The 12,001-nt window shown below is 65.8% G+C and carries 11 protein-coding genes; 6 read left to right on the top strand and 5 right to left on the bottom strand.

All coding sequences use genetic code 11. The features are described 5' to 3' along the window. Nucleotides 1–196: 196 nt before the first annotated feature. The 3 genes from SOM61_RS11510 to SOM61_RS11500 form a co-directional block, all read right to left on the bottom strand. Nucleotides 197–2,260 carry a general stress protein gene (locus tag SOM61_RS11510; protein WP_320474225.1) on the bottom strand — a complete coding sequence of 688 codons (2,064 nt, stop codon included), beginning with the start codon at nt 2,258–2,260 and terminating at the stop codon, nt 197–199. 251 nt (nt 2,261–2,511) lie between these two features. Further along, nucleotides 2,512–2,775, bottom strand: a complete 264-nt coding sequence (locus SOM61_RS11505; RefSeq protein WP_320474224.1) for a hypothetical protein — start codon at nt 2,773–2,775, stop codon at nt 2,512–2,514. A gap of 9 nt (nt 2,776–2,784) precedes the next feature. Beyond that, a complete protein-coding gene (locus SOM61_RS11500) occupies nt 2,785–3,573 on the bottom strand; it encodes a DNA/RNA non-specific endonuclease (protein WP_320474223.1) in 789 nt (262 codons plus the stop codon). Nucleotides 3,574–3,803: 230 nt separating this feature from the next. Between SOM61_RS11500 and SOM61_RS11495 the strand changes: the two genes are divergently transcribed. The 5 genes from SOM61_RS11495 to SOM61_RS11475 all read left to right on the top strand — a co-directional run bounded on the left by SOM61_RS11495 (nt 3,804) and on the right by SOM61_RS11475 (nt 7,563). Continuing rightward, the gene (locus tag SOM61_RS11495; protein WP_229493666.1) at nt 3,804–4,136 is read left to right on the top strand and encodes a hypothetical protein; all 333 of its coding nucleotides are present in this window, start codon (nt 3,804–3,806) and stop codon (nt 4,134–4,136) included. A 116-nt stretch (nt 4,137–4,252) separates the two neighbouring features. Beyond that, on the top strand, nt 4,253–4,513 hold the full coding sequence (locus tag SOM61_RS11490) for a DUF5985 family protein (protein WP_320474222.1): 261 nt from the start codon (nt 4,253–4,255) through the stop codon (nt 4,511–4,513). Nucleotides 4,514–4,517: 4 nt separating this feature from the next. Next, nucleotides 4,518–4,787 carry a DUF5985 family protein gene (locus tag SOM61_RS11485; protein WP_320474221.1) on the top strand — a complete coding sequence of 90 codons (270 nt, stop codon included), beginning with the start codon at nt 4,518–4,520 and terminating at the stop codon, nt 4,785–4,787. An 80-nt stretch (nt 4,788–4,867) separates the two neighbouring features. After that, complete coding sequence (locus tag SOM61_RS11480; protein ID WP_320474220.1) at nt 4,868–5,128, top strand: hypothetical protein; 261 nt, start codon at nt 4,868–4,870, stop codon at nt 5,126–5,128. 92 nt (nt 5,129–5,220) lie between these two features. Next, nucleotides 5,221–7,563: an ATP-binding protein gene (locus tag SOM61_RS11475; protein WP_320474219.1), complete on the top strand. Its 2,343-nt coding sequence runs from the start codon at nt 5,221–5,223 to the stop codon at nt 7,561–7,563. A gap of 227 nt (nt 7,564–7,790) precedes the next feature. Here SOM61_RS11475 and SOM61_RS11470 read toward each other — a convergent pair whose 3' ends face one another. Continuing rightward, nucleotides 7,791–8,969, bottom strand: a complete 1,179-nt coding sequence (locus tag SOM61_RS11470; RefSeq protein ID WP_320474218.1) for a glycosyltransferase — start codon at nt 8,967–8,969, stop codon at nt 7,791–7,793. Between the two features lie 393 nt (nt 8,970–9,362). Beyond that, nucleotides 9,363–10,565, bottom strand: coding sequence for a hypothetical protein (locus SOM61_RS11465; RefSeq protein ID WP_320474217.1), 1,203 nt, complete (start codon nt 10,563–10,565; stop codon nt 9,363–9,365). Between the two features lie 133 nt (nt 10,566–10,698). Here SOM61_RS11465 and SOM61_RS11460 point away from each other — a divergent pair, with 133 nt between their 5' ends. Next, complete coding sequence (locus SOM61_RS11460; protein WP_320474216.1) at nt 10,699–11,991, top strand: NCS2 family permease; 1,293 nt, start codon at nt 10,699–10,701, stop codon at nt 11,989–11,991. The last annotated feature ends 10 nt before the right edge of the window (nt 11,992–12,001 follow it).

Below are 12,001 nucleotides of genomic sequence, written 5' to 3'. Positions count from 1 at the left end.
TTAGCCCAAAAACGTCGTCCCCGCGAAGGCGGGGACCCAAGTTTGTCAGCGTTGTAGCAAATCCGGCAGGAGCGGTGCTGCAAGCTTGGGTCCCCGCCTTCGCGGGGAGTCGTTACTGCCAGTGGCAGTAACGACGTGCAAGATGCAACTCCAGGAGACGAATTTATCGCAACTCCTGAAGTTCGCCTTTAAACGCTCAACGCATCATCCGATCCCAGCCGTGACGCACGGCCGATTTCATCTTTTCCCACGTCGACTGCTCGCCCGGATAACGGGTATCCCAATCGCTGCGAAGGTCGGTTTCGACGTCGTTCCACGGGCGGCCGCGGTACTTGTCGTTGAGCGCCATCTCCGAACCGTAGCTGTAGGCCGGACGGTATTCGTCATACGCCTCGCCGCCGGCGCCGTAGACCGAGTTCCAGTGATTGCGGTAATAGGCGTCGTTATCGTCGTCGGTCATACGGTCCCAGCCGCGACGCACGGCCGATTTCATCTTGTCCCAGGTCGACGGACCGCCATCGCCCGGATAGCGGCGATCCCAGTCGCTGCGCAGGTCGGTCTCGACCGCGTCCCAGCTGCGGCCGCGGTACTGGTCATTGCGCGCCATTTCCGAACCGTAGCTGTAGGCCGGGCGGTACTCGTCGTACGCGCCGCCGGCGGCGCCGTAGGTCGTGTTCCAGTGGTTGCGGTAGTAGACGTCGTCGTCGTTGTCGTCGGTCATGCGGTCCCAGCCGTGGCGGACCGCGTTCTTGACGCGGTCCCAAGCCGACGGTTCGCTGGTGTCGCTGCCGGTGGTGCTGAAGTCGCGGGTGCCGTCGATGCGGTTGTCCCAGCCGGTGCGCAGGGTGCCTTCGACGTCGTCCCACGGCTGGTTGCGATACAGCTCGCTGCGGCGCGCTTCGCTGCCGTAGGCATAGGCCGGTTTCAGCTCCTCGAACCTGGTGCCGCTGGACGCATAGGTGCTGTCGTAGTGGCCGCGGTACAGGTCGTCGTCATCGTCGCGGGTCATGCGTTCCCAGCCGTGGCGCACCGCGGCCTTCATTTTTTCCCAGGTCGATGGTTCGCCGCCGTTGGCGTAGCGGCTGTCCCAGTCGCTGTGCAGGTCGGTTTCGATGTCGTCCCAGGCGCGGTTGGTGTAGCGGCCGCTGCGTGCGGCTTCGCTGCCGTAGCTGTAGGCCGGCAGGTAGTCGTCGTAGGCCGCGCCGGTGGCGCCGTAGGTGGTGTTGAAATGGTTGCGGTAATAGCCGTCGTCGTCGTCCGAACCCATGGTGCTCGACGCCGAACCGGCGCTGCCGCCCAGGCCCAGCGCAGCGTCGGACTGGCCGCGCGAGAAGATGCGCACGCCGCTGCGCTGCTTGTCCAGGCTCGAGGCGCCGCCCGACAGCGAGCCGGCTTGCGTGTCGCGCTGCAGCGAGTCGCTGCGGATCGAGCCGTCCAGGGCCGAACCCTGGAGCGACGAGGTGCTGCCCGCCGACGCGGTCGAGCCCAGGTTCGACCCCTGGGCCGCGATGCGGTCGTTGTCCAGCTGCGCGCTGCCGGCCGACAGGCCGCCCTGCTGGCTGCTGTCGAACGGCGCATTCTGCACCGGGTCGTCGCGCAGGGTCGAGCTTTGCAGCGAGGTGCCGCCGGTGGCGGTCAGGCCGCTGGTGCCCAGGGATTCCTGGTGGGTGCCGCCCACGGTCTGGCCCTGGTTCAGGGAACCTTGCTGGAACAGTTCACGTTCGCCCGGATTGTCGAGCCTGGGTGTCGGCGCCGCCTGGACGTTGCCGAGCGAACCGGACTGGGCCGACATCGACGACGATTGCTGCATGCCGGTGCTGCTGCCCATGCGCATGGCGCCGGCGCTGATGCCGCCCGTTGCGAGGTCCGGGGTGCCGGTGGTGTTCTCGTCGATATCGGTCGGGCCGTAGCGCTCGACGATGTCGGCGCCGCGCTCGACTTCCGGCAGCGAACTCGCGACCAGGGTCAGCACGTGGTGGCCGCGGGTGACGGCGCCCTCGTAGCGGCTCACGTGTTCGGCGTTATCCGAGCCAAACAGGTCACTGAAGAAATTCTTGATGCTGGCGGTGATGCCGGTATCGCCATCATGGCTGCGTTCGGTGTTGAGGTCGGAACGGCCGGTCAGGCTGTCGGTCTGGCCGGTCGGGTCGGCGTTGGACAGGCGGACGTCGGTCCGGGTGAAGCCTGACGACAGCAGTTCGTTCATCGCGTTCTGCGCATCGGTGCGGTTGTCGAACACCGCGACAAGAGTATGTTGCATGGTCGTTCCTCCGAAAAAATAGTGGTACTGGCGCCGGCGGCGAAGGTGCCGCTGCTTGTGCGCTTTGTTGTCAAGATTACTCCAATACTGATGGGGCTCGCGCACCATTGACCGTTGGAAATTTATGTCGGGACAAAGCGAAATGCGGCGTCAGACCAGGTCCGGATGGGTGCGTAGGAGCAGGACGACAAGGAGGGAAATGCCGGGAGTTCACCCGGCATGGACAGCGCACCGGAACCGGTGCGCCGGGGTCAGGCGAACGGGTTATCGATGGTCTTGATCTCGGGCGGCGGCAGCGCGTCGGGCAGCTCGCGCGCCTCGAGCGCGGCCACGATCTCACCCAACAGCGCGTGCAGGCGACGCGCCTTGTCCAGCCCGGGCATGTCGGCGGTCAGGTCGACGTCGCCCGAAATCGTGATGCGGTCGACCCGGTTTTCCAGCATCAGGTCGCCGATGCCGGCGACGTCGGCTTCGTTGGCGAACGGGGTGAAGGCGGCAGGTTTCTTCTTGCTCATGGCTTTCCTTTACGATCGGTTCTTGCGCTGCTTGATCTTGGGCAGGCGCAGCATGCGTTCCTTTTCCTTCGTCGACAGCGAAGGCAGCAGCTCGATGCCGACGATGCGCTCCAGTTCGGCCACCGGCACCACATTGATGGGCGCATTGGCGCGGTTCTCGGTGAACCAGGCCGCCGCCAGCTTCTGGCGCGGACTGTACACTACCTTGTACAGGTGGCTCGGCACGATCACATTGCCGACTTTCTTGAGGCTGGCGCCGAGGAAGGCCGGGCCGGTGATCACGTACAGCTCCCCTTCCTTCTTCGCCATGGTGCGCACCGCGCCCTCGATCGGCGCCCAGATGTGGCGGTTGTGGTCGCGGTCTTGCGGGACCATATTGGCCAGCGAAAAGCTTTCGCGCTGGGTGCGGCGGTCGGGCATGTTCGCGTTCGGCGCCAGGTGGCCGCGGTCGAAGCCGCTGCGCGCATAGTCCGACAGCTCGGCGCGCTGGCCGCGCGGCAGGCGCTGCTCGGCGTGGAACTTGTCGTCGCGGTCCAGGCCCTGGGCGCGCTTGAGGTTTTCGGCGCTCACGTGTTCGGCCGACCACAGCGGCGTGCGGGTCACGCCCGAATGCACGACGCCGAACACGCCATAGCACAGTTCGCGGGTGGCGGTGGCCAGTTTCTGGTTGTGGATCTCGGGCGCACGGCCATCGAGGTAGTGGATCGGGCAACTGGCGGCCTGGGCCGCGCCGGCGGCAATCAGGGCGCCGGCGACGGCGATGCGGGCGAGGAGTCTGCCCAGGGTGGAGCGAAGCATGATCGGTGGGCCATGGTGAAGAAAGCGCGCATTTTAGCTGAGCATGTGCTCCTGAGTATCAATTTTGCGTGCATGGGCGCGCACGATTGCGCGAGCAATTCCACGTGGAATGTTTTAAAATTATCGCTTTCTCAATAAGATTTTCCATTTGGGAAACAAATCCACTACGTATGACCCACCTGCCGATCCCGGAGGATCTACGCCGTTTCGTGCTGACGAGCATACCCTCCGTGCCCTTCCTGGAAGCCCTGCTCCTGCTGCGCGCCGACCCCACCCAGCAGTGGGAGAGCGCGATGCTGGCCAGCCGGCTCTATATCCGTGAGCGCGTGGCGAGCCAGCTGCTGGCCGACCTGTGCACGGCGGGCATTGCGCAATCCTGCGGTCCACCCGTCGCCCACTGCTACCGCTACGAGCCCGTCAGCGAGACCCTGCGCGAACGCATCGACCGCCTGGCCGACCTGTACGCGCGGCAACTGGTGGACGTCACCCACCTGATCCACTCCAGCCTCGAGCGTCAGGCCTGGCAGTTCGCCGATGCCTTCCGCCTACGCAAGGACGAATGAGATCGGGTTGGTAACAAGCTGGGTTGTATGCAATAAACTGAAGCAATAATCAGTCTCAATGAGCGGGCGCCAGGCGCCGACAAGAATAACGAGCATTACCTTCGGGACGATGTGATATGGGCGAAGTGATCTATACCCTCTGCATGCTGACCTCGCTGAGCTGCGCCGTGCTGCTGTTCGCCGGCTACCGGCGCACGCGCCTCCGGCTCCTGTTCTGGAGCGGCGCCTGTTTCGCGGGCATGACCTTGAATAATTTTTTGCTGTTATTGGACAAGGTCGTATTCCCGACCGAGGTCGACCTGCTGCCATGGCGCCAGGCCAGCGCGCTGGTGGCCTGCCTGCTCCTGCTCTACGGCCTGATCTACGAGAAGGACTGAGGCGATGACCCATATGCTGGCCGGCGCCATCGCCATGGCTTCCCTGATCATCGCCCTGTTCTTCTTGCGCTTCTGGCGCGCCAGCGGCGACCGTTTCTTCCTGTATTTCGCCCTGTCGTTCGCGATCGAGGGCTTGCACCGCGTGTACGCCGTAATGCGAGATGGCGGCGGCGAGGACTCTCCCCTGCACTACCTGATCAGGCTGCTGGCCTATGGCTTGATCTTGTGGGCCATTCTGGAAAAAAACCTGCCGCGCAAGAAGCGCCGCCCATGACCGCGCCACCGCTGGCGTGCGCCTGGCGCGGTGGCGCTGCGCCATAATCGGGGCATGCCAAATACACCATGGAGGCAAGCATGAGCACTCCCGAACACTCAGACCGCAAGCAGGATGCGCCGGTTCCCGGCGGCGGCCAGGACAACCGTTCCGACAATCTGTTGCCGGGCGACGAAGGCGCCGAAGACGGCCGCTTCGACGTGGCCGAGGAAGTGAACCTCGACCAGCAGTCGGACGAGGCGCGCAGGATCGGCCAGGCCCCGTCGCAGGGCATCGCCGATGCCATTCCCGAGGCACTACGCACGCCGGTGCCGTCGCAGCAGGTGCCCGACAAATCGTAGGATCGATGCACCGGAATGGCGCAAAATCGTTGACACGGCCCGGCTCCGCACTTAGATTGCCGAAATAACTATATTATCGGGCTACGATCACCTTGAATGACACCATACCGCACGGCAGCCACGGGAGCGTTCTCTTCATCTGCAAGCGCGCGATCGACGATCCGATCGTCAACCAGGTCTCGCGTGAACTGGAACAGGACATCGTGCGGGCCACCACCCCGGCCGACGGCCTGGACAAGGCGCGCACGGGCGACTTCGCGCTGATCCTGGTCGGCTATTCGGGCGATGCCGAGGGCATGCTCGAGACGGTGCGCGCGGTGCGCGCCAACCCGCGCTCGAACCGCACCCCGATCGTGGCGCTGGGCCTGCCGCAACCCCTGCCCTTCCCCCAGGAACTGCTGTACGACGCCGGCGCCATCGCCGTGCTCACCGAACCGCTCTCGCCCACGATCCTGCGCGCCAAGGCGCGCTTCTACATCGACGCGTTTACCAGCCAGTTCGAACGCCACCGCGCCGAAACCGAACTCGAGCAGACTCGGTCACGCCTGCAGCGCATCATCGAAGCCGCCGAGCTGGGCACCTGGTCGTGGGACATCGTGCCCGACCGGGTCGAGGCCGACGCCCGCATGGCGGCGCTGTTCGGCGTGCCGCAGGAGCGGCGCCTCGACACGCCGCTGGCCACCTACCTGGCGGCCTTCCACCCGGACGACGTCGCACCGACCGTCGCCCTGATCAATGCGGCCATCGACGGCGAAGGCGCCTACGCCGCCACCTACCGCATCCGCGCCGCCGGCGGCGGCTGGCGCTGGATGATCGCGCGCGGCCACGTCGAGTACGACGACCATGGCGCGCCGCGCGAGGTGCACGGCGTGGTGATGGACGCTACTCGCCAGCGCGAGGCCGAGCAGCAGCTGCACGCCACCGAAGAACGCTACCGTACCGTGTTCGACTCCATCGACGAGGGACTGTGCGTGATCGACATGATCTACGATGCCGACGGCAAGCCCTGCGACTACCTGTTCATCGAGGCCAATCCGGCCTTCGTCAAGCATACGGGCCTGGTCGACGCGGTGGGCAAGACGATCCGCCAGATCGTGCCTGCCCACGAGCAGCACTGGTTCGACATCTATGGCCGGGTGGCGCAAACCGGGGAGGCGGTGCGCTTCGAGAACGAAGCGCAGGGCCTGAACCGCTGGTACGACGTGCATGCGACGCGGCTGGGACCGGCCGAGAGCCACCGGGTCGCGGTGCTGTTCACCGACATCACCGAACGGCGTCAGTCAGAGGCTGCGCTGCGCCGCATGGCGGCCGACCTGTCCGAAGCCAACCGCCTCAAGACCGAGTTCCTCGCCACGCTGGCGCACGAGCTGAGAAATCCCCTGGCGCCGATCCGCAGCGGGCTGCAGTTCATCCGGCGCTCGCCGGCCGACCGCGACGCTGTGACCCGCGTGCACGACATCATGGAGCGCCAGCTCGACCACCTGGTGAACCTGGTCGACGACCTGCTGGATGTGGCGCGCATCACGCGCGGCCAGGTCGAGCTGCGGCTCGAGCGGGTCGACCTGTCGACGATCCTGACGGCCGCGGTCGAGACCAGCATGCCGCTGATAGAGGCGGCGCGCCATGCGTTCGACCTGCGCCTGCCGCACGAAGCACTCGTGCTCGAGGCCGATCCGACCCGCCTGACCCAGGTGGTGAGCAATCTGCTGAACAATGCGGCGCGCTACACGCCCAAGGGCGGCCGCATCGCGCTCGAGGCCAGGCGCGACGGTGGGCAGGCGGTGGTGACGGTGACAGATAACGGGATCGGCATCGCGCCCGAGGCGCTGGAAGAGGTGTTCCGCATGTTCACCCAGGTCGGCCAGGCGCAGCAGCCTGGATCCGGCGGGCTGGGCATCGGCCTGTCGCTGGTGCGCAGCCTGGTCGAGCTGCATGGCGGCAGCGTGAGCGCCGCCAGCGCCGGCACCAATGCCGGCAGCACTTTCACGGTACGCCTGCCGCTCGAGGCCGGTGCACATGCAGCGCTGCCTGCCGACGCGGCCGGGACGCTCGGGAACGCATCCGAGGCCGTGGCGCCAGGCCGCAATGTGCTGGTGGTCGACGACAACCGCGACGCGGCCGAAACCCTGGCCGCCCTGCTCAATATGATGGGCCACCGCGCCCCGGTAGCCAACGACGGCCGCCAGGCGCTGCGCATGCTGCCCAGCCTGATGCCCGACGTGGTGTTCCTTGACCTGGGCATGCCGGGTATGTCCGGCTACGAGGTGGCGGCGGCGATTCGTGAAGACGCCCGCCTGGCGGGCATCCGGCTGGTGGCGCTGACGGGCTGGGGCGGCGAAGCCGATCGCGCCAGGACCAAGGCAGCCGGGTTCGACGAACACCTGACCAAGCCGGCGACGGTGGAGGCGATCGAGGAAGTGCTCAGGAGGGTGTGATTCATGGCGCTCTGCAGGCGCCAACTTCCGCACGTGCCAACTTCTTTTGTTAGCGTAAAAACGTCGTCCCCGCGAAGGCGGGGACCCAATTCCTTCGCGCAGCTGCTACGTTCGATGTAGTGGCCAGGCTAAGTACCTTGGGTCCCCGCCTGCGCGGGGAGTCGTTACTGCCAGTGGCAGTAACGACGTGCTTAGTGTGCGGGCCGGTTTTACCGGCGTGGCTGCAATTAGCCTACTTGCGCCACCGGCAACTGCTCCGCCGGCACACGCACCGCTTCCTGGCTGTTGGCAAAGAAACGCTCGACCTTGTTGCCCGCGACGGCGTTGCCGATCAGCTCGTGCATGCGGCTGGCGGTCAGGTCCCACGAGGTGCCGGCCACCACTTCGCGCATGCGGCGCGTCATGGCCTGGCGCTGCTCGTCGCCCAGCGCCAGCTGGCGCTCGCAGGCGGCGATGAAGTCGGCGTGCGATTCGGCGATCTCCACCACGTCGCCATACGGCACCTTGACGTCGGTGATCGGGGTCGACACGCATGGCAGCTCGGCCGCCATGTATTCGAGCACCTTGGTCGGGCTGATGAACTTGGTCGAATCGTTCATCGCGAACGGCAGCAGGCAGACGTCCCAGCCGGCCAGGAACTGCGGCAGCTGGTCATAAGTGCGCTGGCCCATGTAATGGACGTTCGGCTGTTTCGGCAAGGTCGCCGGGTCGATCTTGACGACCGGGCCGACCAGCACGATCTGCCATTCAGGGTGAGCATCGGCCATGCTCGAGACCAGGTCGACGTCGAAGCGCTCGTCGATCACGCCATAGAAGCCCAGGCGCGGATGCGCGATGTGGGCCTGGTCCGGGTGCGAGATGGCGCGATCCTGGGCCTGGCGGAAGTGCTTGGCGTCGACGCTGCTCGAGAAGCAGTGGGCATTGGCGTGGCGGTCGCGTTTCGACTGGTACAGGCTCGGGCCACCGGTGAAGACGACGTCGGCGATGTTCAGCAGCGCGCTTTCGCGCTGCAGCAGCTGTTTCGGCGCATTCTTGAACATGGCCAGTTCGTCCATGCAGTCGTAGATCACCTTCGACGGCTTGAAGACCTGCAGCAGCGGCAGCGCCATCGGGGTATAGAACCAGACGATCGGCGCTTCGTTCTCGGGCACCAGGCTGGCCAGCAGCACCTGCAGGGTCGGCAACTGGTCGTCGTGGAAGCCGAACTGGTGGATCGGCGTATGCGGGCGGCACACGGTGATGTTCGGTGCGACCATGGTCTTTTCCAGGCGCGCCTCGCCTTCGGTATGCATCGGTTCTTCGACGAAGAGGACGTTGTAGTGTTCGGCCAGGCGGGTCATCAGGTGCTGTGGGCGTTGGAACACGAAATCCCAGCGGAGGTGGCAAAACACGATCAGGGTCGGCATGTCGATTTCCTTTCGCCTTGGCGGCGCTCTAGTTGTTGGTAAGGTCAACCGGGCCGGTTCTTCTCTCTCTCGGAAGGCCGTGGCGGCACACGGGGAGCCGGTCAGACCAGGGAATCGTATCATGCAATTTTCCCAATATTTTCAGTTGTGCAAAGCAACATTGCGCCGGATGTAACTAAATATTGCCTGGCACTGCCGGGCTTCATAGTGAGAGTCCGTCTATCAAGCAATTTTCTGTAAGGGGCGTCCTACGCCAACACAGGACAATCCACTACGAAAATCCGGCAAAAACTTTACTGTTTGCACCGAAATCGGGGGCCGAAAGCGCCCGATTACCGCCCTGGCGGCCAGGATCCGCAAAGATCTGGCCGGCGGGCGAAGGGAGATGGGGAGTCAGGCAGGGTGGTAGGGTTCGGCGCCTTCGGCATGGCCGTCGGCGCTGAAACCGGCCGCGATCGAGACGCCTTCCAGACCGAGCGACAATAGTGCATCGCACAATTCGTCGACCTCGGCGGCCAGGTCGGCGGCCAGATCGACCGGCTTTTCGACGCTGCCCCACGGTTGGCCGCCGTCGATCGCATACAGGTTGGCGCGTAGTACCACGTGCTCGCCCATATCGAGCGGCGCCACTGCGGCGTGCACCGCATCCGGAGCCAGGTCCTTGGCCGCCAGCAGGCGCTTGGCCTCAGCCAGCACGCCGAGCATTGCCAGCTCGGCCACGCCCTGCTCCTTGGCGCCGTAGAACAGGTCCTGGTAGAGGAAGTTCAGTTCCAGGCGATCCGGCTCGCGCGCAAGCACCCGCGCCACCAGCGGGGCGACGGCTTCGGTCCAGGCGCGGTAGCGCTCCATGCGCGCCGCGAAATAGGCGTCGCTGCCCGCCTCGTCGCGCGGCACCCGGTAGAACGGATCGTCGGCGCGCTTGAGCGAGAAGCCGAGCAGGAAGCGCAGCTCGAGCGCGGTCTCGTCGGGCGCCACCGGCTCGCCGGTCCAGCCGCGCATGCTGGCCTCGATGGTCGGAGCCGGCTGCAGCTTCTTGTCCATCAGCGAAGCGGCGGCTTCGCGCAGCATCAGGTGCAGCGTGCCGTAGGCGATATGGTCGATCTCGGCCAGGTCGTAGGCATGCTGCAGCAGCACGAGCTTGGCGCTCTTGCTGTCCAGGCCATGGTCCTGGAAGCTGGACGCAAGCGCCGCGAAGGCCGCCTCGTCCTGGAAAGTCTCGCGCGCATCCAGGCCACCCTGGCTGCGCACGAACAGCGGCACCAGGAAGGCGTCGATCTCATATTCGGGGCCGTCTTCGCGCCGGATGCGCAGGGTGGCGGCTTCTTCTTCCACGCGCGCGCGCAGCAGGCGGCAGGCCAGGGGATCGGTGTAGCGCGCCAGTTCGATGGCTTCGTACAGCACCTCGTCGTGCTTCTTGCGGATCGCCTTGCGCACCAGGGTGGCGAGCGCCTCCGCCTGCTCGCCGCCCTGCGCCGCTTCGTCCTCGCGTTCGGCGATCTCGAGGGCCATGTCGGCCATCAGCCGGGCTTGGCGCTCGGTGTCGGGTTCGCGCGTGTTGTTCGAGGTGCGGGGTGCGGGACGCTTGTTCTTCGGCATAGTGTGGACAGAATGGATGGAGGTTCGAGCCGGCATGGTAACACCGCCACGCGCCCCGGCGTAGCGCCATGGGCTGCAGGCGCCTTGCCCCGGTGTTATGCTTCGGGCAAAAAACACGTCCTGAAAGTCCCCCATGCTCGAACGTCTCTTCAAACTCAGCGAAAACAAGACCAACATCCGCACCGAGATGATGGCCGGACTGACTACTTTCCTGACGATGGTCTACATCATCTTCGTCAATCCCTCGATCCTGGGCGACGCCGGCATGCCGAAGGAATCGGTGTTCGTGGCCACCTGCCTGGTGGCCGCCGGCGGCACCGCCATCATGGGCCTGTATGCCAACTACCCTATCGCGATGGCGCCCGGCATGGGCCTGAACGCCTATTTCGCCTACGCCGTGGTGCTGGGCATGGGCATCCCCTGGCAGGCGGCGCTGGGCGCGGTGTTCATCTCGGGCTGCCTGTTCATCCTGGTCACCATGGTGGGCCTGCGCGCCATGATCGTGGACGGCATCCCGCGCTCGATGCGGGTCGCGATTACGGTGGGCCTGGGCATGTTCCTGGCCCTGATCGCCCTCAAGAACGCCGGCATCGTGGTCGCCAACGAAGCCACCCTGGTCAAGGCCGGCGACCTGCACCAGCCTGCCGCGATCATGGCGGTGGTCGGCTTCTTCGCCATCGTGGCGCTGGACCGGCTGCGGGTGCGCGGCGCGATCCTGATCGGCATCGTGCTGGTGACGGTGCTCAGCTTCTTCTTCGGCGGGAACACCTACCAGGGCCTGTTCTCGCTGCCGCCGTCGATCGAGCCGACGATGTTCCAGCTCGACATCCCGGGCGCCCTCGCCGCCGGCATCCTCAATGTGGTGCTGGTGTTCTTCCTGGTCGAGCTGTTCGACGCCACCGGCACCCTGATGGGCGTGGCGCGTCGCGCCGGCCTGCTGGTCGAGGGCAAGATGGACCGGCTGAACAAGGCCTTGCTGGCCGACAGCGGCGCCATCGTCGCCGGCAGCGTGCTGGGCACGTCCAGCACCACCGCCTACCTGGAAAGCGCGTCCGGCGTGCAGGCCGGCGGACGCACCGGCCTCACCGCCCTGACCGTGGCCGCGCTGTTCCTGGCCTGCCTGTTCATCGCCCCGCTGGCCGCCGTGGTGCCGGCCTACGCCACCGCGCCGGCGCTGCTGTTCGTGGCCTGCCTGATGCTGTCCGACCTGGGCGACGTCGAGTGGAGCGACAGTACCGAGAGCATCCCTGCCGCCGTCACTGCGCTGGGCATGCCGTTCACCTATTCGATCGCCGAGGGCATCGCCTTCGGCTTCATCAGCTATGCGGTACTCAAGCTGCTGACCGGGCGAGCGCGCGAGGTCAAGCCGGTGGTGTGGGTGATCGCGGGTCTGTTCGCTTTCAAGATCGCCTATGTTGGCACCTGAGGCACCTGAA

The sequence above is a fragment of the Massilia sp. CFBP9012 genome, assembly GCF_034045115.1.
In the GTDB taxonomy this organism is placed as follows: Bacteria; Pseudomonadota; Gammaproteobacteria; order Burkholderiales; family Burkholderiaceae_D; genus Telluria.
The sequence above is the reverse complement of the archived record's forward strand: the minus strand, read 5'-3'. Positions and strand labels throughout refer to the sequence as shown.